The 25917-nt window shown below is 66.8% G+C and carries 10 protein-coding genes; 7 read left to right on the top strand and 3 right to left on the bottom strand.

Features of this window, described 5'->3' with window-relative positions:
- Window positions 1-9: 9 nt before the first annotated feature.
- Genes JJJ17_RS08575 through JJJ17_RS08565 form a run of 3 tightly spaced genes read right to left on the bottom strand, consistent with a single transcriptional unit; the run spans window position 10 to window position 6832 of the window.
- Window positions 10-1470: an aminotransferase class III-fold pyridoxal phosphate-dependent enzyme gene (locus tag JJJ17_RS08575; protein ID WP_200685431.1), complete on the bottom strand. Its 1461-nt coding sequence runs from the start codon at window positions 1468-1470 to the stop codon at window positions 10-12.
- Window positions 1467-2351, bottom strand: coding sequence for a class I SAM-dependent DNA methyltransferase (locus tag JJJ17_RS08570; protein ID WP_200685430.1), 885 nt, complete (start codon window positions 2349-2351; stop codon window positions 1467-1469). Before JJJ17_RS08570 ends, JJJ17_RS08575 begins: the two co-directional genes overlap by 4 nt.
- Window positions 2348-6832 (bottom strand): non-ribosomal peptide synthetase, encoded by a 4485-nt coding sequence (locus JJJ17_RS08565; RefSeq protein ID WP_200685428.1) that lies wholly within the window; start codon window positions 6830-6832, stop codon window positions 2348-2350. Before JJJ17_RS08565 ends, JJJ17_RS08570 begins: the two co-directional genes overlap by 4 nt.
- Before the next feature lie 217 nt (window positions 6833-7049).
- On the opposite strand from JJJ17_RS08565, the gene JJJ17_RS08560 reads away from it, so the two are divergent.
- The 7 genes from JJJ17_RS08560 to JJJ17_RS08530 are packed head-to-tail and all read left to right on the top strand — an operon-like array spanning window position 7050 to window position 25881.
- Window positions 7050-9149, top strand: coding sequence for an AMP-binding protein (locus tag JJJ17_RS08560; protein WP_200685425.1), 2100 nt, complete (start codon window positions 7050-7052; stop codon window positions 9147-9149).
- Window positions 9146-13513, top strand: a complete 4368-nt coding sequence (locus tag JJJ17_RS08555) for a type I polyketide synthase (protein WP_200685423.1) — start codon at window positions 9146-9148, stop codon at window positions 13511-13513. Before JJJ17_RS08560 ends, JJJ17_RS08555 begins: the two co-directional genes overlap by 4 nt.
- A 23-nt stretch (window positions 13514-13536) precedes the next feature.
- A complete protein-coding gene (locus JJJ17_RS08550; protein WP_200685421.1) occupies window positions 13537-14601 on the top strand; it encodes an LLM class flavin-dependent oxidoreductase in 1065 nt (354 codons plus the stop codon).
- A 4-nt stretch (window positions 14602-14605) separates the two neighbouring features.
- Window positions 14606-18718 carry a non-ribosomal peptide synthetase gene (locus tag JJJ17_RS08545; protein WP_200685419.1) on the top strand — a complete coding sequence of 1371 codons (4113 nt, stop codon included), beginning with the start codon at window positions 14606-14608 and terminating at the stop codon, window positions 18716-18718.
- Window positions 18719-18731: 13 nt separating this feature from the next.
- On the top strand, window positions 18732-23888 hold the full coding sequence (locus JJJ17_RS08540) for a non-ribosomal peptide synthetase (RefSeq protein ID WP_200685417.1): 5157 nt from the start codon (window positions 18732-18734) through the stop codon (window positions 23886-23888).
- Window positions 23885-25222, top strand: a complete 1338-nt coding sequence (locus tag JJJ17_RS08535) for an MATE family efflux transporter (RefSeq protein WP_200685415.1) — start codon at window positions 23885-23887, stop codon at window positions 25220-25222. Before JJJ17_RS08540 ends, JJJ17_RS08535 begins: the two co-directional genes overlap by 4 nt.
- Entirely contained in the window at window positions 25219-25881 is a 663-nt protein-coding gene (locus JJJ17_RS08530; protein ID WP_200685413.1) for a 4'-phosphopantetheinyl transferase family protein, read from the top strand. The genes JJJ17_RS08535 and JJJ17_RS08530 overlap by 4 nt, the downstream gene beginning before the upstream one ends.
- Window positions 25882-25917: the final 36 nt, after the last annotated feature.

Raw genomic sequence — 25917 nt, 5'->3', positions numbered from 1 at the left:
CATCCCTCGTCAGACCCGCCGGATCAGGCCAGCCGCGCCCAGACGGTCAAGCGCGGTGCTGAAGGCGGTGAAGATGAAATCAAGCTCTTCCTTGCCATGGGCGGTGGACAGGAACCCGCCGCGGTCGCCCGGTCGCAGATGCAGCCCGCCCGCCAGCAGGATCAGCGACAGCAACGGTCCCGCCACCGGGTCCATGCGGCTGGCGCTGCCGTCGATGGCGAAGAAAGAGCCGAAAGAGGTGAAGCGAACCGCCAGACCCTGACCCGCCAGCGCAAGGTTCAGGCGTTCGACCAGCGTGCCGGTGCTGGCGTTCAGGCGTTGCTGCAATTCCGGCCCGGCCTCTTGCAGCATCTTTGCTGCGGCCAAAGCTGCCGTCAGCGACAGCGGATGCCGGGCATGGGTGCCCGCAAACATCGTCGTCGGCACATCCGGCCCCGAGCCATCGCCGAACTGCCATTGCCCGCCATCGACCCGGTCCATGAACCGCGCCGAGCCCGCGATGAGCGACAGCGGCAGACCGCCGCCCGCGATCTTGCCATAGGTCGCCAGATCGGCGCGGACGCCGAAATGCTCTTGCGCGCCGCCCTGCGCCACGCGGAAGCCCGAGATCATCTCGTCGAAGATCAGCGCGGTGCCGGTCGCCTCGGTCACGCGGCGCAATTCGTGCAGGAAGTCGCGCGGTTGCAGTTCCGGGTTGCGGCTCTGGACCGGCTCGACCAGCACGGCGGCAAGGCTGCGGCCCTTACGGCGCAGGATGTCCAGCGCGCGGGGATTGGCATAGTCCAGAACCATGATATCGCCGCCGATCCCAGCCGGAATACCGGCAAAGCCCGGCTGCGCGCCGGTGATCATCAGCCGTTCCAGCAGCGGTCGCAGCGCTTTCAGCGGGCCTTGCCCGGCCCGCGCCAATGCGCCCCGCCGGATATATTCCAGCCGCTTCGCCTTGAAGAGCGCGGTATCGGCATGGCCGTGATAAGAGTTCGTGAACACCGCAATCCGCCGCCGCCCGGTCGTCGCGCGAGCCAGCCGGATCGCCGTCATCACCGCCTCGGTTCCGGTGGTCGAGAAGGTCACCCGTTCATGCCCGGTCAGGGCGGCGAAACGTTGTGCCGTCTCGGCGGCGATTTCCGATTGCGGGCCGATCTGGATGCCCTGCGCCAGCCGCGCCTCCAGCGCCTGACGGATCGGGGCGGGGTTGTGGCCGAAAAGATTGCAGCCCAGCCCCATCAGGATATCGACATAGCGATTGCCGTCGATATCGGTCAGATACGCCCCTTCCGAGCGGTCGGCGACGATCGGATAATAGGCTTCCTTCAGCGCCGGGCTGAACGGCATCGACAGCGGCGTCTTGTCGGCCAGCACAGGTCGTGCCTGTTCCGCCAGCGCCTTCGATCCAGCGGTGCGGGCGGCGAAGGCCGCGACGGTTTCGGAGACGATATCGGGCAGGTCGGTCGGGGTCAGCGCGTTCATTCCGCAGCCTCCATTGCACTTGCCGCAGGGCGTTTGCGGGCGATGAAACAGGCGGCATTGTCGGCATCGACCGCGCCCTTGCCGCTGAATGTCTCCATCCGGACGTCGAAGCCCGCCGCCTCCAGACGTTCGCGGACACCGGCAAGGTCATGGCCGTGGATCGGATAATCCTCGCCGCGATGATCCCAGTCGGGATGACGGCGGGCGAAATCGGCCAGCAGCGCCATCCTCCGCCAGCGCATCAGCGGGCGTGACAGCAGCTTCCGCCACAGTGCCGGGCCGGTCGAGGAAGCGCCGTCGGGTCGGCGATACATATCCACCCGGAACGCGCCGGTCGCGCTTGCCGGATCATAGCGGGGGGTGATCATCCATGCGTAATCGGCGGCGATCTCTCCGGCGGCGGGTTGGCCCAGCCAGTGCCGGGTCATCTGCGCCGGATGGTTGATGTCGAAGACGAAGATGCCGCCATCCTCAAGCGCCGCATGGACCGAGCGGAAAACCCGCTCCAGATCGTCGAGGCCGGGGATGTGGTTCAGCGAGGCGCTGGCACAGACCGCGCCTGCGACCGGCCGGTCCAGCGTGAAATCGCGGGCATCGCCTTGCTTCAGCACCGCCTGCGGCACGTTCAGCGCGGCATGGCGCAGCATGTCGGCGGACAGGTCAATACCGGTGACGGCAAAGCCATGCGCGGCCATCGGCGCGATCATCTGCCCGGTGCCGCAGCAAAGGTCCAGCACATGCGCGCTGGGCGGCAGTTCCGACAGCAAAGCGCGTTCCAGAAACGCCATCTTGCGGTCGCGATAGGCGGGACCAAGGGTGCGGTCATAGAGCCATGCCCATGCATCATAGGCAGCCTCGGTATCGGGTCGGGAATCGGTCATGGCCGGGTCTCCTTCGGGGGCAGGGCTGCGGCCAATGCGCGGACGTAAAGGCGCAACAGCGCCTCGGTCAGCGGCGGCTCGGGCAGGTTTTCAAGGGCGGTGCGGGTGGCTGTGCAGGAATAGGGCCAGCGGTTGCCGGTAAAGCCCTGCGCGCCACCGAGGGCCGCCAGCGGGTAAAGCGGATGATCGGGCGCGCCCTGCGCGATGCGCACCATCAGCGCCTGCCAGTCTTGGGCGGGCAGGCGGCGGGGGGCGTGGCCTTCGGCCTCCATCGCGGCGAAGAGGGCGTCGGACGTGACCGGGGTGGAATGGGTCAGATGGAAGATCCGCCCCTCATGCGCGGGATCGGCGGCAAGCTGGCAGATCGCGCGGGCGACGTAATCGACGGGGATCATGTTGATCAGCGCCGTGCCTTCGGGCGCCGCGCCTTCGGTCAGGTAGCCCTGCACCTGACGGCTGAGAATGTCGGCCTCGTTGAAGGCGCCCGTCCGGCTGTCGCCCGAGACAGAGCCCAGCCGATGGATCGTCACCGGCAAGCCGCGTGCCGCCGCCTGCACCACAAGTTGCTCGGCCACCCATTTGGTCTGGTTGTAGCCGCCTGCCGGGGCGGGAACGTCACGGGCCGTCACATCCTCGGCGATTACCGCGTCACCGGGCATCAGCGCGCTGAGGGTCGAGATGTGGTGGAAGGGGCAACGCGCCTCGGCTGCAAGTGCCAGCAGTTCGACTGTGCCTGCGACATTGGTGGCGGCAAGGCCACGATAGGGGGTGGCATGATGGACCCGCGCGCCGCAATGCAGGATCGAGGTCGTCTGTGCCACGATCCGCTGCCGGTTCGAGGGGGTCAGGCCAAGGCCCGGCGCGGCCAGATCGGATTTGATCGGGGTGACGCGGGCAAGGTTGTCGGTGGGCAGGCCGTAGCGTTCGAATACCTGCCGGATCGGCAGCACGCCGTCCTGCCGGACCAGCAGCATCACCTTTTGCGCGGGATCGGACAGCAATTCGGCCAGAAGATGTGCGCCGACAAAGCCGGTCGCGCCGGACAACAGCACCTGATCGCCCAGACCCTTGCGGAACGGCCCTGCCGGTCGGATCGCCGGGTCAAGCGTCAGATCGGCACGCCAATCGTCGTTTGCGTGGGCCGGGCCACCCTCGATCAGTTGCGCCATGGCGGCGATGGTCGAGGCGTCGAAGAGGTCCAGCACCTTCAGCGTCGCGCCCAGCCGGTCGGCAATTGCCGCGACCAGCCGGGTCGCCATCAGCGAATTGCCACCGAGATCGAAGAAATCATCTTCTGCCGACGGATCGGCGATGCCCAGAAGATCGGCGAAGATCGCGGCCAGCGCGGTCTCGGTCGGGCCTTCGGGCGCGCGGCCCTTGCCGTGGCCGGGCGTCGGGTCGGGTAAGGCGCGCAGATCCAGCTTGCCGTTGACGGTCAGCGGCAGCGCGTTAAGCCAGACCAGATCGTCGGGGATCATATGGCGCGGCAACGTGGTCAGCAGATGTGCCCGCAGGTCCGCATCGCTGACCGGCGCGCGGGCGACCAGCCATGCCACCAGCCGCTGCCCCATCCCGGCAATGCTGCGGGGGGCGACCACGGCGGCCTCGATCGACGGGTGACGGCGGCAGGTGCGGGCGATCTCTTCCGGCTCGATACGGAAGCCGCGGATCTTCACCTGATCGTCCATCCGGCCCAGCAGGCGGATGCGGCCATCGGCCAGCCTGACCGCCCGGTCGCCGGTGCGGTAAAGCCGCGCGCCGGGCGGGCCATAGGGATCGGGCAGGAAGGCCGCAGCCGTCAGATCGGGCCGGGCGCGATAGCCGCGCGCAAGCCCAAGGCCGCCGATATAAAGCTCTCCCGCGCAGCCGGGGGGAAGCAATTCCATCGCCTCGTCAAGCACATGCAGGCGCTTGTTCGCTGGCGGCATCAGCGTCGGCTCTACCGGGTGACCATTGCCGCAAGGCACCATCGAGGCATTCACCGTGCATTCGGTCGGCCCATAGGCGTTGATGAACAGCCGTCCCGTGGACCAGCGGCCGACCAGTTCCGGCGCGGGAGCCTCGCCCCCGACCAGCACCATGCGCAGGTCGGGGAAATCGGCATCGGGCAGGCAGGCCAAAGCCGAGGGGGTGATGGTCAGATGCGTCACCCGCCGGTCGCGCATGATCCGCGCCAGCGACGGGCCGGGCAGGACATCGGCGGCGGGTGCGGTGACCAGCCGCCCGCCCGAGCCAAGCGCCATCACCAGATCGGGGATCGAAGCGTCGAAGGAGAAGCTGAAGAACCCCATGACCCTGCCCCCCGGACGCGGGCCACAGGTCTGCAGCTTGTCCAGCGTCAGATTGACCAGCCCGGCATGGGGGATCTCGACTCCTTTTGGCCGCCCGGTCGAACCGGAGGTGTAAATGAGATAGGCAAGATCGTCAGGGTCGGCGCCGGGGATCGGGTTGGTCTCGGGACCGTCCGGCCAGCTTTCGTCAAGATTCCAGCGGGCGATGCCTTCGGGCAGGCCGATATGGCTGTGCGACAGCACCAGTTCCGCGCCGGAATCGGCAAGCATATAGGCCAGCCGGTCGGCGGGATAAGCGGGGTCCAGCGGCAGATAGGCCGCGCCGGATTTCAGCACGGCAAGCCATGCCGCCACCATGTCGATACCGCGATCCAGCGCGATCCCGATGATCCGATCCGGCCCCGCACCCGCTGCCCGCAGCGCATGGGCAAGACGGTTCGCGCGGGCATTCAGCGCGGCATAAGTTTCTTCGGTGATCCGCTCACCATCAATGAACTCGACCGCGATGGCGTCCGGGGTCGCCTTGGCATGCGCCTCGAACAGCGCCGGGAAGCGTTGGGCGGGGTCGATTTCCCGCGCGCTGTCGTTCCAGTCGTTGAGCAGGCGCTGACGTTCATCGGCTCCGAGCATCGGCAACAGCGCGACCGGCTGATCGGGGTCCGCGGCGATGGCGACAAGCAGGTTCAGATAGTGGCCAGCCAGCGCCGCCACCGTTTCGGGACGGAACAACGCGGTCGCAAATTCCAGATGGCCCGAAACACCGCCCGGACCCTCGACCAGATCAAGGCTCAGATCGTGGCGGGCGGTGCCGCCCTGACGCGGCAGGCGGCGCAGGCTGACGCCGGGCAGGTCCAGCACCTCGCGCGGGGCGCGGTCGAGCTGGAATTTCAACTGGAACAACGGGCTGGCCGAAGGATCGCGGCGGGTCTGGAACGCCGCGACCAGTTCTTCGAACGGCACATCCTGATGGTCCAGCGCCGCGACGACATTCCCCCGGACCTCGTCCAGCAGCGCGCCAAACCCGGCGGCGGGATCGATGCGGCTGCGGATCGGCAGCGGGTTGACGAAAAGGCCGACCAGCGGCTCGGTCTCGGCACGGTTGCGATTGGCCGAGGGGATGCCGATCAGCACATCCCGCTGGCCGGTATGGCGATGGACCAGCAGATTGAATGCCGCCAGCAGCACCGCGAACAGCGAGGCGCCATGAGACGCGCCAAGCTGCCGCAACCGGGTCGTCAGATCGGCAGGGATCGTCAGCGGGTGCAGCGCGCCGCGATGGTCCTGAACTGGCGGCCGCGGGAAATCGCCGGAGAGGCGAGTGACCGGCAGATCCTCGCCCAGCTGCTCGCGCCAGAACCGCATCTGCGCAAGGTGCCGGGCCGAGCCTTCCTCGCCGTTCAGCCAATCGGCATAGTCTCCATACTGGATCGGCAGGTCGGGCAGGGTGCTGCGCAGGCCGGTCACCGCCTCGCGATAGAAGGCTGCAAATTCGGCCATCAGGATCTCGACCGAACTGCCATCGGCGGCGATGTGATGCAGCGTGAACAGCAACAGTCGGCGGTCATCGCCGCAGTCAAGGACCGAAACCCGCAGCGGCGGCTGATCGGCCAGATCGAAGGGTCGCGCGGCTTCATCGGCGATAAGGGCCGCGATGTCTGTATCGGCCAGACCCCGCGCATCGATATGGTGAACAGGCGGCGCGGACGGCGCGGCAGTCTGTTGCCAGACCGTGCCCTCTCGCTGGACAATCCGCAGGCGCAGGACCACGTGCCGGTCCATGATTCGGGTCAGCGCGGTGGTCATCGCGGCGACATCCAGCGCGCCGGTGGCCTCGATGGCGAAGGGAATGTGATGGCCGGCGGCAGGATCGATGGTCTCGACCAGCCACAGGCGGGCCTGCGCGGGCGACAGCGCCGCAAGCGTCAGCCCACGCGCCGGGATCGCGTCCGAGACGGAGGCAAGATGCGCGATGATCGCCGGTTTCAGATCGCGAATCTGCTGGCCCAGCGGGCCTTGCAATAACGCTACCGGGCCGGTGCATCTGAGCTTGTCGCCGATCAGCGAGACCCGGATGTCCTTGCTTGCAATATCCCGAAGAAACAAGGCGATGTCAGAGGTTTCTTCGACCTTCGTGACAAGATCTAAAACGCCCGTTTCGCCCGCATCGGGCGTTGCTTGGATGCTACCCATACCCTTGCTCCGACACTCGCTGCGAAAGAACGAATCCGTGGCCTGTGACTGGGTAGACAAGCTGCCTGGGGGCCGGTGTGAATAGTTGACTAAAATAGATTGGTTATATATGCAACAGCCGTTTTCAGGGCTCCAGCACCCCGCCAGAACCTCGGCAAGACGTCTTTGAAATCCGTCGCGCAGCGCGCGAAACGGCATCCCGGACGAGGTATGGTTAATGGAGTTTCTGACATCCCCGCTCGTTGCCGAGCGCCATTCTGCGCCGGTTTCCGCACGTCCGCAGGGCTTTCAGAGCATCGTCGATGATCTGGCCCGTCTGGCGGTGGATATGGCCGGGGTCGAGGCCTTCCGATTCTATCCTGATGCGGCGCTGAAGCAGGCCTATTCCCGCCCGTATGTCTGGACATGGGGCGAATTGCATCGTCGTGCGGCGGGGGTCGCAAAGGAACTCGCGGCATCCGGTGCGGTCCGTCGTGGTGACAGGGTGCTGTTGACCTATCCGACCGGGCTGGACTTCATCGCCGCGCTGATGGGCTGTCTTTGGCTTGGTCTGGTGCCGGTCCCCGTCTCGCCTCCACGCCCGCGCGAGAAATTCAGCCGTTGGGGTCATGTCGCCCAAGATGCAGGTGTTTCCGCGATTCTTGCGGCAGAGACCCATCGTGACGCGCTGACCGGGCTGGCGGATGAGCTTGGGCTTGGGCAATGCCTGACCCCTGCCGCTGCCGATCCCTGCTGCGATTGCCCTGACGGCGCCGATCTGCCGCCGCCGGTGCTTCCGGGGCCAGAGGATTTGGCCTTCCTGCAATATACCTCTGGTTCGACCAGCGCGCCGAAGGGGGTGATGATCACCCATGGCATGCTGTCGGCCAATCTGAAGCAGATCCGAGAGGCGTTCGATCTACGCATCTCGGACAGGATCGCGGGATGGCTGCCGCATTATCACGATATGGGTCTGATCGGCGGTATCCTGACCCCGATCCATCTGGGCATGTCGAATACGATGATCAGCCCCGGCGCCTTCCTGCGCGACCCGATGCGTTATCTGGAACTGGCCGCCGAGGTTAACGCGACCATCATCGGCGGGCCGAATTTTTCGTTCGATCATTGCGTCCGCTATGCTTCGCCCGAGGCACTGGCGCGGATCGATCTGTCGCGCCTGCGGCTGGCCTTCACCGGGGCCGAGACGATCCGCGCCCGCAGCCTGCGCGAATTCCACCGGGTTTTCGCGCCCTGCGGGTTTAAGTGGAACCACTGGGTCGGCTGCTATGGCATGGCCGAGGCGACGCTGTGCGTCAGCGTGGCCAAGCCGGGAGAAGGCACTCAGATCCTTGGAGTCGATCCGGCGTTAATGGCGCAAGGCATTCTTGCCGAGGGTGAGGGCGCCGAACTGGCCGAAAGCGGTGCGCCGGTTGACGGGATTGAGATCGCGATTGTTGATGCAGAGACCGGACAGCGGCTTGCCTCGGATCGTATCGGCGAGATCTGGATGCGCGGTCCGGCCATCGCGCAGGGCTATTGGCGTCAACCCGAGGCCAGTGCCGAGATCTTCGGTCAGGTGCTGGACGACACCGGCGGCTGGATGCGCAGCGGCGATCTGGGCGTCCTGCGCGACGGGCGGCTGTTCGTTACCGGGCGGCTGAAGGAACTGATCATCATCCGCGGTCAGAACCACTATCCGCAGGCGCTGGAAGCGACGGTCGCTGCGGCCCATCCCGACATTATGCCCGGCAAGGTGGCGGCCTTCCCGCTGGCGGGTGGGGACGACGGTTTCGGCATCGCCTGTGAACTGACCCGTCAGGCCAGCCGCGCGCCTGACGCAGAGGCGATCTTCGCCGCAATTTCAGACGCATTGTCGCGCGACCACGGCCTTGCGCCGGACAGCATCGCCCTGTTGCGACCCGTCGTTCTGCCGGTGACGCCCAGCGGCAAGATCCAGCGCTTTGCCTGCCGTGAGGGGCTGCCGGTTCTGGCGCAATATACGTCAGGATCGCAGTCGGATGTCGTGACCGCGCCAGCCACGCCGCCGGGCGAACTGGCGCGCAGTCTTCTTGCCGCACCGCCGCCGCTGCGGCGGGCGAAACTGTTGGAACATCTGCGGGCATCGCTTGTGAAAGTCTCGAAAAATTCATCGCAAATCTCAGACGATAAAGGATTTTTCGACATGGGACTTGATTCCATCGGAGGCGTCTCTCTGATCGCGGAGATGGAGCATGCGCTTGGGCTGACCCTCGACCCCACACTGATCTACGAGCACACCACCCCGGCGGCTTTGGCCGACTATTTGCTGGACCGCATCACTGACCGGAGCATTGCATGAGCCGTTTCCAACCATCCGATGCGGATCGCCGCATTGCCATCGTCGGTCTGGCCGCGCGCCTTCCAGGCGCTGCGGATGCCGAGGCGTTCTGGCAGCTTCTGGATGCGGGCGAATCCGGTCTGCGTCGTGTCGATGCAGAGGAACTGCGCGCCGCCGGTGTCAGCGAGGCTTTGGCCGGGGATGCGCGCTACGTGCCCTTCTGGGGCGGCCCGCCCGAAGCTGACGGGTTCGACGCGGGTTTCTTTGGCTATTCGCCGCGCGATGCGGAATTGCTGGACCCGCAGCAGCGGATGTTTCTGGAATGCGCCTGGAACGCGCTGGAAGATGCCGGATATGACAGCGCCCGGACCAGCGCGCGGATCGGTGTCTATGCCGGGGCGTCCTTGTCCAGCCACCTGCTGAAGGCCGCGCATCGGGCAGACGGGTTTCAGGTGGGTCTTGCGAATATCGGCGGGATGGTTGCCGCGCGGACCTCGTTCCATCTGGATCTGAAGGGGCCCAGCATCGGCGTGCAGACCACCTGTTCCAGTTCTCTGGTGGCGCTGCATCAGGCGATGGCGGGGCTGCGGCAGGGTGATTGCGACATGGCGATTGCCGGGGCGGTCGCGGTGAACCTCGCGCGGGCAGAGGGATATTTGCATGAAGAAGAAAGCATAGCCTCGCCCGATGGCACCTGTCGGCCCTTCGATGCTGGCGCGGCGGGCACGGTGTTTGCCAATGGTGCGGGCGTGGTTGTGTTGAAGCGGCTGGCGGATGCGGTTGCTGATGGGGACACGATCCATGGCGTGCTGTTGGGATCGGCGGTGAACAATGATGGCGCGGACAAGGTCAGCCTGAACGCGCCTTCGGTGGCGGGGCAGGCGGCGGTGTTGTCGGCGGCTTTGGCCTCTGCCGGGATCGCGGCGGCGGATGTCGATCTGGTCGAGGCGCATGGCACCGGCACCGCCCTTGGTGATCCGATCGAGCTTGCGGCGCTGAACCGGGCCTATGGTCCGGGCCTTGCCGGGCGGCGGGTGGCGATTGGCGCGGTCAAGGGCAATGTCGGGCATATGGATGCGGCGGCGGGCATGGCCGGGCTGATCGGTCTGCTGATGGCTCTACGACACGGACGGATGCCGCGGATCGCACATTTCAGCACACCCAATCCGAAATGCAGTTTCGGTGCGTTCGATCCTTTGGCCGAGCCTCGGGATTGGCCGCGCGATCCTGCGCGTCCGCGTCGGGCGGGGCTGAGTTCCTTCGGGATCGGCGGAACCAACGCCCATCTGATTGTGGAAGAGCCGCCTTTGCCGGTCACTGTGGATGCCGACACGGGGTCGCAATTGCTGGTGCTTTCGGCAAAGACACCTTCGGCGCTTTCAGCCTTGCGCGTGAATCTGGCCGGGGCGTTGGAGCGTTCTGATACGCCCTCGCTCGCCGATGCGGCCTTTACCTTGCAGCTTGGGCGTCGTGCGTTAGGGCATCGGCAGGTCTTTGTGGCGGGCAATCGGGACGGGGCGATTGCCGCCCTTCGCGCCGATGGTCCGGTCTTGCAGCCGATGCAGGGGCGCCCCGATTCAGTTTTCGTTTTCTCGGGTCAGGGCAGCCAGCGGGCCGGGATGGCGCGCGATCTGCATCGAACCGATCCGGTATTCCGGGCGGCGCTGGAAGAATGCCTTGCCCTGATCCCCGCGGATCTGGATCTGCGGGCTTTGCTGCTGGATGCCGATGTGACCGAACCGGCGCGGATCGATCAGACGCGGGTGACGCAACCTGCGCTGTTCGCGTTTGAATATGCGCTGGCGCGGATGTGGATGGCGCGGGGCGTGCAGCCAGTTGCCATGCTGGGTCACAGCATCGGCGAATATGTGGCGGCTTGTCTGGCCGGGGTTTTCGATCTGCCCGATGCGATCCGGGCCGTCGTCGCGCGGGGCGCGGCGATGCAGGCCTGTCCCGAGGGGGCCATGCTGGCCGTGATGATCTCGGAAGCCGAGGCGGCGGGCAGCTTGCCCGAGGGGGTAGAGATTGCGGCGGTCAACGGTCCGCGCTCCGTTGTGCTGGCCGGGCCGGTCGCGGCGATCGAGGCGCTTGCGGATCGCTTTGACCGCAGCGGTATCGGGGCGCGGTTGCTGCGCACCTCGCATGCGTTTCACAGCGCGATGATGGAGCAGGCTTTGCCGCAATTCCGGCAGGTGCTGGAAGCGCTGACGCTGCGCGAGCCGCAACTGGCGATGCTGTCGAACGTCACCGGCGGCTGGCTCGGGGCCGAGGCGGCGACGCCGGATTACTGGCTGAAGCAGTTGCGGCAGCCGGTGCGCTATGGCGATGCGGTCGGGCAACTGATGGAACTGGGCAACCCGCTGCTGATCGAGGTCGGGCCGGGTGCGGGGCTGATCCGGCTGGCACGGCAGGCGATGCGGGACAAGGGCCGGGGCGTGGCCTCGCTGCCCGAATCCGGGGCCATGGACGGTGCGGCAGAGGTATTGCGCGCGACGGGCGAGCTTTGGGCGGCGGGTGTGACGCTTGACTGGGCGGCGCTGCATCAGGGTCCGCGTCGGCGGGTTTCGCTGCCCGGTTACCCGTTCGAGCGGCAGAGCTTCTGGCTGCCGCCGGTCGCGCCGGGTGAGGCCGCCGAGGAGGAATCGTGGTTCCATCAGCCGGTCTGGCAGCGATTGCCGCTGGCTGCACCACAACCCGCGAAACGGCTGTTGGTGCTTGGGGCGGAACTGGTTGAGCGGTTGAGTGGGGGCTTGCCTGCAAGCGCAATTAAGGTTCAGAGATCAAATGATTTTCAATTTAATACAAATCACTATGGAATAAATCCAGAATCCCTCGAACATTATTCGGCGCTTTTCTCCGCCCTTCGTCAAAATGGGATCGAGGTGACTGACATCCTCTGCGCATGGGGGCTGGAGGGTGACGCGACCCGCGCCATTACCGCCTTGGCGCAGGCTTTGGCCGAGGCCGGTCTGTCCCCGCGCTTGACCCTTCTGGGGGCCGGGATGCGTGAGGTGACCGGGCGCGAAGTGCTTGATCCGCAGGCGGCTGCCATGCTGGGACTGGTGCCGGTCCTGCCGCAAGAGGTGCCGGGGCTGCGTTGCCGCTCGATTGAGCTCGACCGGGCAGAGCTTGACGGACAGGTTGCGGGGCTGATGGCGGCAATCGATGCGCCTTGGGATGGTGGCGCGCTGGCTCTGCGCGGGGGCTGGCTCTGGCGTGGCGATCATGTGGCTGTGCCGGTCGGCGGCGCTGCGCCCGCGATTTCCGGCCCCAGTCTGGTCATCGGCGATCTGGCCGAGGGTCTGGGCGCGGCCTATGCGCGCGGCGTGCGTCAGCTTGGGCAACCGCTGATCCTTGCCGGGCGCGGTTTGCCCGATCCGGGCGAATGGGACGGCTGGCTGGCCGCGCATCCCGCGACCGATCCGACCGTGCAGCTGATCCGCGAATTGCGCGCGCTTGGCGGGATCGGAGATGAGATCGTCGTTTTGGCGGGGGATGAGACCGATGCCGACTGGCTCGATACCGCGCTTGGCAGTGCCGAGGCGCGGTTGGGCCCGATCAGCGGCGTGTTCCACACCGCCGCGATGGGCGATGCCTTCTACAACCCGCTGCAAGAACCGCCGTCTGCCGAAATCGAAGCCCGGTTGCAGACGCGACGGGATGGTCTGATCGCGCTGCGGCAGGTGCTGGCGACCCGGAATGCCGGTTTCTGTCTGGTGCAATCCTCGCTTTCGACGCTGGCCGGGGGGCGCGGTCTTGCCGCCTATGCCGCTGCCAATGCCTGGGTCGAGGCGTTCACTGCGATGGCCCGGCGCGACAATGCGAGCGTCTGGCAGGCGGTGCAGTGGGATGCGGCAGAGACCGGATCACTGGCCGAGAACCTGACCGGCGCGCGGCTGCTGACCGGCGATGAGATCTGGCAGGCGAGCCTTGCCGTCATCGCCCATCCGCAACTGGCGGAGGTTGCGGTGACGCCCGGCAGTCTTAAACGCCGCCTGCAAATGACCGCCACCCCCGCCGCGACGACGACGCCAGACACCGTCCCGACCCGGCGCTTGTCGGCCCCGCTGATCGCCCCGCGCGACAGCTATGAGGCCGCCGTAGCACAGGCCATGGCCGAAATGCTGGGCCTGCCCGAAGTCGGCGTCGAGGACAATTTCTTCGAACTGGGCGGCCATTCGTTGCTGGCCATTCAGATCATCAACCGCCTGAAGCGCGAATTCAGCGTCGAACTGCCGGTGAGGGCGCTGCTTTACGAGGCGCCGACCGCCGCGGGCATCGCCGCCACCATCCGCAAGGCCCGCGAGGATGCCGAACGCGAGGCCGACACGCTTGGCGCGCTTCTGGACGAAATCGAGGCCGAACGCGAAGCCACCCCCGGCTGAGCCAGCCATTGAAAGGATACCCCATGAAATTCAGCCTCTTCTATTTCGACGGCGACGGCTCGGCCCGCAATACCGATGCGTATAAGCTGTTGCTGGACAGCGCCCGCTTTGCCGATCAGAACGGCCTTCTGGCCCTGTGGCTGCCCGAGCGGCATTTCCACGCCTTTGGCGGGCTTTATCCCAATCCGGCGCTGATTCATTCGGCGCTGTCCATGGTGACCGAGAATGTCCAGCTTCGCTCGGGCAGCGTGGTTCTGCCGCTGCATCACCCGGTGCGGGTGGCCGAGGATTGGTCGGTGCTGGACAACCTGTCAGGCGGGCGGGCAGGGATTGCCATCGCTTCGGGCTGGACCATGCAGGAATTCATCCTGTCCCGTGAGCCTCATGGTTTCCGCCGCAGCCTGATGTGGCAGAGCTACGAGCAACTGACCCGCCTGCTGGCCGGGGAAGCGGTGGAATTCGAGGATGCGGACGGCAATCTGGTCGAAGCAAAGACCCTGCCGCGCCCGCTGCAGCCGCGCATTCCCTTCTGGGTCGCCTGTCAGTCGCAGGAAACCTTTGTCGAGGCCGGGCGGCGCGGGATCAACGTCCTCTGCTCGCTTCTGGGCGAACGGATCGAGGATATCGCGCCGAAGATCCGGGCCTATCGCGAGGCGTTGGATCAGAATGGCCATGACCCGGATGCGGGCAAGGTCAGCATCATGGTCCACACCTATCTGGCCGAGGATCCCGAGACCGCAAAGGCCAATGTCATCGGCCCGTTCAGCGACTATCTGCGGACCCATTATCACCTGCTGGAAAGCCTTGCGCGCAGCATGAAGCTGGATGTGAACCTGTCAGAATTCAGCGAGGATGACGTGGACAGCCTGCTGAAATTCGGGGTCGAGGGCTTTATGAACGGTCGTTCGCTGATCGGCAGCGCCGCCAGCGTAGAGCCGGTGGTCGAGGCTTTGGCCGAGGCCGGGGTGGACGAGATCGCCTGCCTGATCGACTTCGTGCAGGATTACGATCTGGTCATGGGTGGCCTGCCGCAGATCGCGGCTTTGGCGAAGGCTACGGCGCGGACGCGCAGGCTGGAACTGGCCTGACACGATGGAAGACCGGATCGCGGCGCTTCGGGCGCGGGTGGCGGGGCTTAGCCCGGCCGAGCAGCAGGCATTCCGCCTGAAGATCGAGGCGGCGGGGATCGACTGGGCGCGGGTTGCTCCGGCAGCCGTGGCGCTGCGGCCTGCGCGCCTGCCGCTTTCGCCCGGTCAGATGCATTTCTGGCTGGGCCAGCAGGTGCAGCCCGACAGCGCCGCGTTCGCGATTGCTTTTGCTTGGGGGATAGACGGGCCGCTGGACCCGGAGGCGTTGTCGCGTGCGCTGGCGCATCTGGTTGCCCGGCACGAGCCGTTGCGCACCGCCTTTCCGTCCGAGGATGGTCAGCCATGGCAGGACATCCGCGAGGTCGCTATCACCCTGACACGGCTTGATGTCGCCAGCGATACCGACGCCGCCAAGGCCGAACGCAGCTTCGCCGCCCGGCCTTTCGATCTGGCCGAAGCACCGCTGTTTCGCGCCACTCTGCTGCGGTTCGCACCCGACCGGCACCGGCTGTTGCTGTCCTTCCATCATATCATCGCCGACGGCTGGTCGCGCGGTGTGTTCCTGCGTGAGCTGGCCGAAATCTACCGGGCCTTTGTCGCGGGTGTGCGGCCCGATCTGCCGAACTTGCCGCGTCAGTTTGGCGATCTCGTGCTGGAACAGCAGCACTGGCTGACCTCGTCCGAGGCCGTCCGGCAGGAGGATTTCTGGCGCGGCGAACTGGCGGGGATTGAGCCGCTGGAACTGCCCGGCTCGGCCCGGGCGGGCGAGGGGGCCGGGACGGTTCTGACCGATCTTGACCCGGTCTTGTCGCAGCGCGTCGTGGCCGAGGCCGCGCGGCTGGGCGTGACGCCCTTCGTGCTGTTGCTGGCGGTGTTTCAGCTTCTTCAGCATCGTCTGACCGGGGCCGATGATGTGGCCGTGGGCACGCCGGTCGCGGGGCGCGCGACACCGGAATCCGGCGCGCTGATCGGGCTGTTTCTGAACACGCTGGTCCTGCGTGGCCGACCCGTTGCCGGGACCAGTTTCCGCGACTTGCTGGAGCAGACCCGGCAGGGCTTTGTCCGCGCTTTCGACCATCAGGATCTGCCCTTCGCCCGCGTGGTCGAGGCGGTCGGGGCCGAGCGGCAGGTGGGTCGCAACCCGCTGTTTCAGGTGCTGTTTCAGGTGCAGTCCGGCTATGGCGCGCAGAATGCCGACCGGCTTGATCTGGGCGATCCGCGCCTGACCGTCCGGCAAGAGGTGATCCCGCTGCCTGATGCCAAGTTCGATCTGAGCTGGCACATGATGCAGCGCGATACCGGCCTGTCGATCATCGCCGAATATCGCCGCGAGCTTTTCGAAGAGGCGCGTATCCGCGATATGATCGGCCAGTTTGGCCGGCTGCTGACATTGGCGCTGGACCGTCCCGATGCGCCCATCGAGACGCTTGATTATGTGGCCGATCCTGTGGTGCTACAGGGTCCGTCGGCGCCGATCCCTGACTTGCTGGCGATGATCGATGCCGCCGCAGAGCGTTCCTCACTGATCATCGCGGCGACGGGTGAGGCCATATCGGGGGCGGAACTTCTGAACCGCGCCAGCGCCCTTGCCCGCCGCCTGTGCGCGCGGCCTGAACTGGCGGGTGGTGCGCCGCTGGCGATCTGTTTGCCGCGCGGGGCAGAGATGGTCGTGGCGCTGCTTGCGGCGCTGAAGGCGGGCATCGCCTATGTCCCGCTGGACCCCGCCCATCCGGCGCAGCGTCGGGATGCGATCCTGTCCGATGCCGGGGCGGGGCTGATGCTGGCGCGCGAGATGCAGGCCAATTGCCCGGTCCTCGACCCCGCCGATCTGGACGGCGCGCCCGAGGCCGATCTGCCCGCCGCCGATCCCGACCGTATCGCCTATGTCATCTTCACCAGCGGCAGCACCGGGCGACCGAAGGGCGTGCCGGTCAGCCATGCCGCCCTGTCGAACCTGATCGCTTCGATGGCCGATCTGCCGGGCATGGGGCAGGGTGATCGTCTGCTGGCGCTGACCACCATCGCCTTTGACATTGCCGCGCTGGAGATCTTTCTGCCGCTTGCGGTCGGTGGCACCCTGATCCTTGCCGACGACCAGACCGCCGCCGCGCCCGAGGCCCTCGCCGATGCGCTGAACCGCCACGCCGTCACGCATCTGCAGGCCACCCCGGCGACGTGGCGGCTGCTGATCGACAGCGGCTGGCAGGGGAACCCGACGCTGACCGCCCTGACCGGGGGCGAGGCGCTTCCCTCTGATCTTGGCCGCGCCTTGCTGAACCGGACCGGCGCGCTGTGGAATATGTATGGCCCGACGGAAACGACGATCTGGTCCGCCGCCCGCCGTCTGTCACAGGACGACCTCAGCGGCCCGCAGGCGCTGATCGGTGGGCCGGTCAGGAATACCGCCCTGTTGGTCGTGGACCGCTATGGCGCACCGCTTCCCGCCGGGCTTCCGGGCGAGCTTGCCATCAGCGGCGCGGGCCTGTCGCCCGGCTATTGGCAGCGTCCCGATCTGACGGCGGATCGGTTCGTCACCCGCGACGGCCAGCGGCTTTATCTGACCGGCGACCGTGTGCGGATTGAGGCTGATGGCGCGCTGAGTTTCCTTGGCCGTCTGGACCACCAGATCAAGCTGAACGGCTACCGGATCGAACCGGGCGAAATCGAAGCCGCCCTGCGCGCCGATCCCGCCATTGCCGAGGCGCTGATCATCGCCGATGCCGGTCGCCTGATCGCCTATTGCCGCGCCGAGGCTGCCGCGCCCACGCCCGAACAACTGCGCGCCACGCTGGCCTCGACTGTTCCGGCCTATATGATCCCCGCCGTTTTCGTGATGCTGGACGCTTTCCCGCTGAACGCCAATGGCAAGATCGACCGCGCCCGCCTGCCGCGCCCGGATGCGCCGGTTCTGACCTCGCGCGCGCCCGAGACAGATGCCGAACGCGAACTGCTGGCGATCTGGTCCGAGGTGCTGGGCCGCGACGATATCGGCGTCGAGGACAATTTCTTCGCCATCGGCGGAGCCTCGGTCAGCGCCATGCAGATCGCATCGCGGGCGCGTGGCAAGGGCCTGACGCTGACCCCGGCGCAGATGTTCGAGCATCAGACCATCGCGACACAAGCCGCCGTCGCCGGCCAGAGAGCGGCGGCGCGAGTCTTGCCGCTCAGCCCGTGGCAGTGGGCAACGCAGGACAGCGCGCAGGAATGGCGCAGCCTGACGCTGCCGCTTCAAGCAGCGGACGGCGATTTGCCAAATATCATTGCGCAGCTTGAACGCATGCACCCCGTTCTCCGCTACAACCTGACGCCGGACGGATGGCAAAGCGACGGCGAAACACGGCTATGGCAGGCGCGGATCGACGCGGGCGAATTGACGCTGACCGCACATCCGCTGCTGCTGGACAGGCCGTCTCTGGCACGGCTTGCCGAATTGATCGCCGGATCAGCGCCTGACAGTCCAATCCAACCCAAAGCCAGCTATGCTGACTGGCTCGACCAGAAAACCACCTTCCCGCAGCCGGAATTTCTGCCGCTCACAGTCGACGTCCCCGATGCGCCGACCGAGATCGCGCTGCATCTTGGCCCCGCCGATCTTCGCCGCCTTCGCGCGAATGCGCAGGCCGCCAACGCCGCGCCTTCGCGTCTTGCAGCGGCGGCTTTGGCACGGGCGCTGTCGCCTTGGGCTACCAGCGGGTTCACCCTCGCCTTGATCGAGGATGCGCCCGCCGATGCGCTCGGCCATTTCACCCGCGCCCTGCCGCTGCATCTCGGCCAGCCTGCCCAAGATGCCGCCGCCTCGCTGCGCCAGATCGCCGAGGCCGAGGCCGCTTGCGATCCGCGCGGCTGTGATCCGCTCTTGCTGCCCGATGGCGTGGCTCTGCTGTCGTGGGACCAGCCGCCGCCAGACCTGCCCACCCGCCCGGCGCTGAGTGTCGAAATTCAGCCAGAGGGCGACGGCCTGCGTCTTACCTTCCGCTCGGATGCGCAGAGCTTCCGCGCCGCCACGGTCCAGCGACTTGCCGGGCGGATGATCAGCGAACTGACCGCACCGATTGCCGCAGCGGCGTCGGGCAAACTTGACCGATTGCGCGCGAAACTGACCGAAGCCAGAGGATGAACGGGGCATCAGCATGAATACGGCAAACGATATCCTCGAGCTGTTCGAGATGACGCCCTCGCAGGCCGGGATGCTGTTCCAGTCGCTCTATGCACCCGAAAACGGGGCGTATTTTCAGCAATACTGGGGCAGGCTGGACGGTGCGCTGGACGCCGATGCCTTCCGCGCGGCATGGCAGGCGGTCATCGCGCGCCATGATATCCTGCGCGCCCGCTGCCATTGGGACGATCTGGACCGCCCGGCCTTCGCCATCCATCGCGATGCCCGCCCCGAATGGCAGGCCGAGGATTGGGCGGCACTGGCGGCCAACGAACAGGATGCGCGCCTTGCCGAATGGCTGCAAGGCGACCGTGCGCGCGGTTTCGATATGGACGCCCTTCCGCTGATGCGTTTCGCGCTGATCCGGCTGGCCGAGGATCGCCATGTCTTCGTCTGGAGCTTCCATCACCTGCTGCTCGACGGCTGGTGCGGCGCGCTGTTGGTGGCCGAGGTGATGCGGCTTTACGGCGGCGGTGCCCAACAGCCGCCCGCGCCGTCCTTTGGCGATTATGTGACATGGCTGGACCGTCAGGACAAAACGGCGGCAGGCGATTACTGGACCCGCACCCTTACCGGGATCGAAGGTCCGACGCCCCTTGGAATCGACCGGGCCGAGACGGGCGAGACCGACCTGACCGAACACCGCGTGACCCTTGGCGGCGATCTTAGCACCGCGCTTCAGGCCTTGGCGCGGCGAGAGCGGCTGACGCTGGCGACGCTGATGCAGGGGGCATGGGCGCTGGTGATGTCGCGCTATGCGGGGACGGGGGATGTGACATTCGGCACGGTTCTGGCGGGTCGCCCCGCCGATCTGCCGGGCGTCGAAGAGATGGCCGGGCTGTTCCTGCAAACCGTGCCGCTGCGCGTAACGGTCACCGATCAGGACGCGCCGCTTGACTGGCTGCGAACGATCCAGAGCGGCCACCCCGAGCGCGAGGCGCATGGCCATATCGGCCTGTCCGCGATCCGCGCGGCCAGCGGTCTGCCTGCCTCGACCCCGCTTTTCGACAGCCTGCTGATTGTCGAGACCTATCCCGAAAGCATCGAAACGGCGGTCAGCCGTGGCGGCTCGGCCCTGCGGCTACACGGAACCGGCGTGCATGAGCGGACCGATTTCCCGCTGGTTGCCAAGGTGCTGCCCGGCGAGGACATCATCCTGAGCCTGGCCGGCGATTGCACCCGTATCCCGGCTGAGGCGTTGCCGCGTCTCGCGGGGCATCTGATGCAGGTGCTGCAGGGCTTCATCCTGACACCGGAGACGCTGGCCGGGATCGAGCTGCTGACCGCGCCGGAACTGGACCATCTGGCGCGGATCGGTCAGGGCGTGGACCTGCCGGTGCAACCGACCACGCTGGCGCAGCTTCTGGCGATGGCAAAGGCGCAGCCGGACCGGGTCGCGCTGGAAACGGCTGCTGACCAGCTGACCTATGCCGAACTGATGGCGCGGGCCGGTCAGATCGCCGCCAGCCTGACCGAGCTTGGCATCGGTCACGGCGATATCGTCGCCGTCTGTCAGGACCGCACCCCCGATCTTCTGGCCAGCCTGATCGCCATCTGGCGCTGCGGCGCGGCCTATCTGCCGCTTGACCCCGCCTATCCGGCCGAGCGTGTCGCCTTCATCCTCGAAGACGCGCAGGCGGTGCTGGCGCTGGCCGATCCGGTTGGCGCGGCGGCGCTTGGATCGGCCGAGGATATGGGCGTGCTGATGGTTGCCGATTGCCGGGGACAAGGGGCGTTGCGTGACGCCGCCGATGCCGAGGATCTGGCCTATATCCTCTATACAAGCGGCAGCACCGGCAAACCCAAGGGCGTGCCGATCAGCCACGGCGCGCTGGCGAATTTTCTTGGCTCGATGCGGGATCAGCCGGGTATCGGCGCGGATGACCGGCTGCTGGCCCTGACCACCATTGCCTTCGACATCGCCGGGCTGGAGCTGTTCGGCCCGTTGATCACCGGCGGCACCGTGGTTCTGGCCGAGGCGGGTGCGGCGCTGGATGGTGCCGCGCTGGCGAGGATGATCGAGCATCACCGGATCAGTGTCATGCAGGCCACCCCCGCCGGCTGGCGGGTGCTGCGCGACAGCGGCTGGCAGGGCAGGCCGGGGTTGAAGATGATCTCGGGCGGCGAGGCGCTGGATTCAGCGCTGGCCACCGATCTGATGCGGCTGGGCGGCACGCTATGGAACCTCTACGGGCCGACCGAGACGACGATTTGGTCGGCGGCGTTGCTTGTCGGGCCGCAGCATCTGCGGGGCGCGAAGGTTCCCGTCGGCGGTCCGATTGCCTGCACCACGCTTAGCCTGCGCGATGCGACGGGGCGGCTGCAGCCGCTTGGCGTGTCGGGTGAATTGTGGATCGGCGGCGCGGGTCTGTCGCCCGGCTATCTGGGCCGCGACGACCTGACCGCCGACCGCTTCGTCACCCGCGACGGCGCGCGCCATTACCGCACCGGCGACCGCATGCGGCTGAATGCCGATGGCACGCTGGATTTCCTTGGCCGCTTCGACGATCAGGTGAAGCTGCGCGGCTACCGGATCGAACTGGGCGAGATCGAGCGCCAGATCGAGACCCATCCTGCCATCGGTCAGGCGGTGGCGATGGTCCGGGGCGAGGGTGGCGCCGCGAAGCTGATCGGCTATCTGCGCCCGGTGGCCGAGGCTCCGACCCCGGCTGAGATGCGGGCGCATCTGGCGCAGGTTCTGCCCGCCTATATGATCCCTTCGGCATGGGTGACGCTGCCCGCCTTTCCGCTGACCCCGAACGGCAAGATCGACCGCAAGGCGCTGCCTTTACCGGATGCCGGACCCCGTGTCGCCGCGCCCGCAGGCTCGCAGCGGGACGAGGTGGTGGCAGCTATCTGGGCCGAGGTGCTGGATGTCCCGCATGTCGGGCCTCAGGATGATTTCTTCGCGCTTGGCGGACAGTCGCTTCTGGCGATGCGAGTGATCGGCGAAGTGCGCCGCCATCTGGGTGTGGACCTGTCCTTGCGCGATCTGTTCGAGGCGCCGGTCCTTGCCCGTTTTTGCGCCCGTATCGCCGAGCGGGCTGGCAGCCCGGTCCTGCCCGGTATCATTACAGGTGCCGCCCCGACACTGTCGGCGGCGCAGCACCGGCAATGGCTGCTGTCGCGCCTTGCGCCCGATTCCGCCGATTATCACCTGCCGCTGGCATTGCGCCTGACCGGACGGCTTGACCCCGACGCGCTGCGTCGCGCGCTGAGCGATCTGGCCCGCCGCCATTCGGTCCTGCGCTGGCGCTTCCCCTCGGATCAGGGGATCGCGCGGGTGGACGTGCTGCCCGATACAGCGGTCGATTTGCCCGAAACCGATCTCTCGGCGCTGCCGGTGGCGGAACGTGAGCCTGCATTGGCGGCTTTGCGTGAAACCGAAGCGACCGCCCGGTTTGCACTGGAAGAGGCCGCGCCGTGGCGTGCCCGGCTGGTGCGGGTAGGGGCTGAGGAACATGTTCTGCTGCTGACCTTCCACCATATCCTTGCCGACGAGTGGTCCTTCGGCGTCATGCTGCAAGATCTGCGTGCGGCCTATCTGGGCGAGGCCTTGGCAGAGCCGGTCGCACAATATGGCGACTTCGCGGCATGGCAGCGCGTCCTGCCGCTTCAGTCGCAACGCGAGTTCTGGAAAGGCGTGCTGGAGAATGCCCCCGCGGTGACGGACCTGCCCTCCGATCTGCCGCGTCCGGCGCAGCGCGACGGCAAAGCGCGGCGCGTCGATCTGAGCCTTGATGCTGGAACCACGCAGGCGCTGGACCGCCTTGCCCGGCAGAACGGCGCGAGCCTGTTCATCTGCCTTCTGGCCGCGTGGGCGGTGTTTCTGTCCCGCCATTCCGGGCGCGACGATTTGCTGGTCGGCACCCCGGTCAGCAACCGCCGCCTGCCCGAGTTTCAGAACCTCGTCGGCCTTTTCGTCAATACGCTGGCGATCCGCGCCGATCTGGCCGATGCCGCGGATTTCACCACCATCATCGCCCGCTTGCGCGAGGCGGTTCTGGCCGCCCATGCCCATCAGGATCTGCCCTTCGAGCAGGTGATCGAGGCGATGTCCCCGCCGCGCAGCGAGGCGCATGCGCCGCTGGTCCAGACCATGTTTTCGATGCCCGAGCTGGCGCGTTCGGGCGATCTTGGTCCCGATCTCGACTGGCAGGCGATGCCCGCGCAAACCGGGCGCGCGCGGTTCGATCTGTCGCTGGAACTGGCGCGGAATGGTGAGGGTCTGGCAGGTCATCTGGACCTCGCCGCCGATCTTTTCAGCGAGGACATGGCGGCACGGCTGTCCGCGCGGCTGGTGCATTTCCTGAGCCATCTTGCCGATACCGCCGAGGCGCGGCCAAGCGATCTGCCGCTTTTGCGGGAAAGTGAGCGGTCGCTCATTTTGCCAGCTCTGGCCAGTGGCGATGCGCCATCGGGTGAACCCGGCGTGATTGGTAGTGATGCTGCGGTGCAGGGAGTGCCGGAACTGCCGGTTGCGCTGGTGTCCGGCCCGGATGGATTGCGTCCCGCCCCCGGCGTGCGAGCGCTGGTTCTGGGGCGAGAGGGAGAGTTGATGCCGCCCGGTGCGACCGGCTGGCTGGCGCTTGGCGGCGCGGGGCTGTCGCGCGGTTATCCGGGCGATCCCGCCCGGACGGCGGTGGCCTTCCTGCCCAATCCGCATGTCGATCCGCGCCGCTTCGAGGTTTCGGAAAGCTGCCTGTTCCATACCGGCCTGCCGTTCCGGCTGACTACCACCGGCGCTTTTGAGGCAGCGACGCCTATGCCCGAGCCGATCCGGTTGCAGGCCGCGCCGGTCAACACCGGCCAGCGCCCGCCGCATGAGCCCGCGCGTGGCGAGACCGAGCAGGCGCTGGCGCTGATCTGGGCCGGGGTTCTGGGAACCGAGCCGAGCAGGGCGGACAGCTTCTTCGATCTTGGCGGCGATTCCGTGATGGCGGTGCAGGTGGCGGCGCGGGCGGCCGAAGCGGGGCTGGCGATCCAGCCGCGCGATCTGTTCCGGCATCAGACGATTGCGGAACTGGCCACCGTTGCGCAGCCGTTACAGGCGACCGGAACGACGGTGCTGCCGGAACTCGATATCGATCTGGATGCCATCGCCGATCTGGTCAGCTTCGGCGACGAATGACCGCGCTTCCCGGCAAGTCTCTATTTCAACTCAGCTATCCGCTGTTCCTGCAATCGCTGGTGATGTTCGGGGTGATGATCATCGACATGATGATCTGGAGCGCCCATTCCCCGCAAACCGCCGCCGCGCTGAGCGTCGCCGGGCAGGTGCTGCGGATCGCGGTCGAGCTTTCGACGGTGATCGGCATCGGTGCCGTCGTGACCATCGCCCGCCAGCTTGGCCGGGGCGAGGTCGATGCCGCGCGACAGACCGCCAGCATCGCCTGCACCGCCAATGCGCTGATCGGGGTGGCGCTTGGTGTGATGCTGGCCGTGGCCGGGCCGCTGGTGCTGAGCCTGATGGATTTGACCGAGGGGCTGCGCGCCGATGCAGTCGCCTATCTGCATCTCGCGGGGGCGGCGATGGCGTTTCTGTGCTTCGGGAACGCCGCTGTTGCCTGTCTGCGCGGCTTTGGTCACAGCCGCACGGTGATGGTGTTGGGCGTGGCGGGCGCGGTCTTTTACCTTGCGCTGGAATGGCTGCTGGTGCTTGGGCCGGGGCTGCTGCCCGCGCTTGGGGCGACCGGGGCGGGGCTGGCCAATCTGGCGTTGCGGATCGGTGTGGCCGGAGTGCTGGCGCTGGTGGTGATGCGGTTGCTGGGCGCGAGCCTCGATCCGCGGCGACTGGCCGGGCAGGGGCGTGAGGTAATCCGGCTGGCCGGGATCGCCCTGCCCAGCGTTTCGGATTTCATCGCCTATGGCTTTTATCAGATGATCCTTTTGGGCGTGATCGCCACGCAGGGCGAGGTGCCGGTTCTGGCGCGGGCCTATGTGATGATCGCCATGGCCTTTCTGACGCTGGTGATCATGGCCATCGTGCAGGGCAGCGAGGTGCTGATCGGTTACCGGATGGGCCGGGGCGAGACGCGGGATGCATGGCATCAGGCATGGCGCGCGGCGGCAATCGCCTCGGTTCTGTCGGCTGGCTGTGCGGCGGTGATCTGGCTGGCCTCGGGGCCGTTCATCGGGCTGTTCTCGGCCGATCCGGCGGTGCATGATCTGTCGCGGCGATTGCTATGGCTGACGATCTTCCTGCAACCCTGTTTCGCGGTGAACATGGTCCTGTTTCACGCCCTGCGCGCGGTCGAGGATGTGCGCCGGCCGGTTATGGTCAGTCAGGCACTGACCTGGGGGCTGGGCCTGCCGCTGGCATGGCTGCTCTGCATCAAGGCAGGGCTTGGCATCGAGGGCGTCTGGTATGCCTTCATCGCCGAGGAACTGGCGAAATCGGTGGCGATGGCGTGGCGATGGAACGGACGCGGACGGCAGGTCGCGATGGGCGAGGCCTCGGGATGACGGGCGATGCCGCATCATGGATCGGCCCGGTCGAGGATCGGCGGCTGATTGATCTGCCGGGGCTTGTCTGGCGATCCGTTGCGTTTCAGCCGGGCGATGCGCAAATGCTGGACTATTGCGGGGGGCGGATCGATCTGCCCGAGGATCTGCGCGGTGCAGTCCCGAAACGGCGCAGCGAGTTTTTGGCGGGCAGGCTATGCGCCTTGCTGGCGCTTCAAGAGCTTGGCGTGCACGGTCCGATTGAACGGACTGGGCGCGCGCCGGTTTGGCCTTCGGGGGCCGTGGGCTCGATCAGCCATCATGCGGGGCGAGCGGTGGCGGTGGTGTCGCGACAAATGCCCGCGCTTGGGCTGGATTGCGAGCCGCTGATGTCGGCCGAGACGCTGGCCGAGATCGGTCATCTGGTCATGGATGACGCGGAACGGGCGCTGCGACCCGAAGGATGGGATGCGCAACGGTTCGGCACGGTGGTCTTTTCGGCGAAAGAAGCGGCTTACAAGGCGATCTCCGCACGTCTCGCCGATATTCCCGATTTCCGCGAGGCGCATGTCCTTGATATCACCGGGACCGACCTGCGGATAACCCTGCGGGACAGCGAAATTTATGTCCGGCATATTCTGGATGCGGGCGATTGCATTACTCTTGCAATTCCAGATTGAAATCGTGGGTCAATAAATCACGGTGCGGGCAATTAT

It is taken from the genome of Paracoccus caeni, from assembly GCF_016629665.1.
Classification (GTDB): Bacteria; Pseudomonadota; Alphaproteobacteria; order Rhodobacterales; family Rhodobacteraceae; genus Paracoccus; species Paracoccus caeni.
This window is presented reverse-complemented; position numbering and strand designations above follow the sequence as displayed.

What these genes read in the sequence shown, in the direction of transcription:
- JJJ17_RS08550 (WP_200685421.1), top strand. Translation starts at nt 13,537, where the DNA reads ATGAAATTCAGCCTCTTCTATTTCGACGGCGACGGCTCGGCCCGCAAT.
- JJJ17_RS08560 (WP_200685425.1), top strand. Translation starts at nt 7,050, where the DNA reads ATGGAGTTTCTGACATCCCCGCTCGTTGCCGAGCGCCATTCTGCGCCG.
- JJJ17_RS08545 (WP_200685419.1), top strand. Translation starts at nt 14,606, where the DNA reads ATGGAAGACCGGATCGCGGCGCTTCGGGCGCGGGTGGCGGGGCTTAGC.
- JJJ17_RS08540 (WP_200685417.1), top strand. Translation starts at nt 18,732, where the DNA reads ATGAATACGGCAAACGATATCCTCGAGCTGTTCGAGATGACGCCCTCG.
- JJJ17_RS08535 (WP_200685415.1), top strand. Translation starts at nt 23,885, where the DNA reads ATGACCGCGCTTCCCGGCAAGTCTCTATTTCAACTCAGCTATCCGCTG.
- JJJ17_RS08570 (WP_200685430.1), bottom strand. Translation starts at nt 2,351, where the DNA reads ATGACCGATTCCCGACCCGATACCGAGGCTGCCTATGATGCATGGGCA.
- JJJ17_RS08555 (WP_200685423.1), top strand. Translation starts at nt 9,146, where the DNA reads ATGAGCCGTTTCCAACCATCCGATGCGGATCGCCGCATTGCCATCGTC.
- JJJ17_RS08575 (WP_200685431.1), bottom strand. Translation starts at nt 1,470, where the DNA reads ATGAACGCGCTGACCCCGACCGACCTGCCCGATATCGTCTCCGAAACC.
- JJJ17_RS08530 (WP_200685413.1), top strand. Translation starts at nt 25,219, where the DNA reads ATGACGGGCGATGCCGCATCATGGATCGGCCCGGTCGAGGATCGGCGG.
- JJJ17_RS08565 (WP_200685428.1), bottom strand. Translation starts at nt 6,832, where the DNA reads ATGGGTAGCATCCAAGCAACGCCCGATGCGGGCGAAACGGGCGTTTTA.